This window comes from Caballeronia sp. LZ033, from assembly GCF_031451265.1.
Lineage (GTDB): Bacteria > Pseudomonadota > Gammaproteobacteria > Burkholderiales > Burkholderiaceae > Caballeronia.
The window spans coordinates 1-1,332 of sequence record NZ_JARUXQ010000027.1; the positions used below are offsets into that span (position 1 = coordinate 1).

1 protein-coding gene is annotated in these 1,332 nt (G+C 64.9%); it reads left to right on the forward strand.

What is annotated here, in order from left to right; all coding sequences use genetic code 11:
- On the forward strand, positions 1 to 1,332 hold a 1,332-nt coding region (locus QCE62_RS35005), incomplete at both ends, for a hemagglutinin repeat-containing protein (RefSeq protein WP_309927999.1).

Consider the following 1,332-nt stretch of genomic DNA (forward strand, 5'->3'; position numbering starts at 1 on the left):
ACGAACCAGCGGAGCTTCATCTCGAGCGACTACTTCTTGCGGCAACTCGACCTCGATCCGCAGAAAGTACAGAAACGCCTGGGCGATGGGTTGTACGAGCAGCAGCTCGTGCGCAATCAGGTCACAACGTTGACCGGCCGTGCGGTGCTCGGTCCCTACACCGACACGCAAGCCATGTATGAGGCGCTGCTGGCCGCGGGCGCATCGCTCGCGAAATCGCTCGATCTGCCGCTCGGCATGAGTCTGTCGCCGGAACAGGTCGCGGCGCTAACGAGCAACGTCGTCATCATGCAGACGGTCATCGTCGACGGTCAGTCCGTGCTCGCGCCCGTCGTGTACCTCGCGAAGGCAAGCCAGCAGAACATGAACGGGCCGCTCATCGCTGCGGCCGATGTCGATCTGAAGGACGCACAGACCTTCAGCAACAGCGGCACGATACAGGCGGGCAACACGCTTTCGATTCAGGGCAAGCAGATCGACAACGCTTTCGGCGCGCTGCGCAGCGGCGATCTGATGTCCCTTACCACGCAGGGCAACGTCGATCTGACATCCGCCACCCTCAACGCGGCGAGCCTGGCACTGAACGTCGGCGGCAATCTTCTCCTCAATACCGCTGTCAATACAATCCACCAGGTCAGCGCGACGGGCGCGACGCGCACCGTGAGCACGCTCGGGCCGCTCGCGACCGTGAACGTCGCAGGCGACGCGGCGATCGTGACCGGCGGCGACCTTCAGCAGAACGCCGGCACGCTGGACGTCGGCGGCAATCTCGCCATGCTTGTCGGCGGAAACTATGAGCTCGGCTCGGTGCAGACGGGCGAGAACAAGGTCGTCGAGCGCGCCAATGGCGTGTCGCATACCAATCTCAACCAGACGACCGGCAGCGCGGTCAAGGTGGGCGGCATGACGCAGATCGGTGTCGGCGGCGACCTCACCGCGACCGGCGCGTCGCTGGATCTGAACGGCGGCGGCGTGCTCGCGGCGAATGGCAATGTCACCCTGCAGGCCGCGCGCGCGACCTCAATGGTCGACAGCAACAGCGCAGGCGCCGACGGTCACGGCACTTACTCGGAGTCGCTGCACCGCTCGGACGATACGCTCACGAACACCGTGCTCAACGCGGGTAACTCGCTCGTCGTGGCGTCGGGCAAGGACATCAACGTCACAGGCAGCGCAATCAACCTCGACCACGGCACGGCCGCGCTTGCGGCGACCGGCAACGTCAATATTGCCGCCGCGACCGAGACGCACGTCGAGAACACGCAGGAGCAGCACAGCCACAGCAATGCGGTCAGCGGAAAGGAGGTCACGAGTTCGCGCGCCAGCACGGCG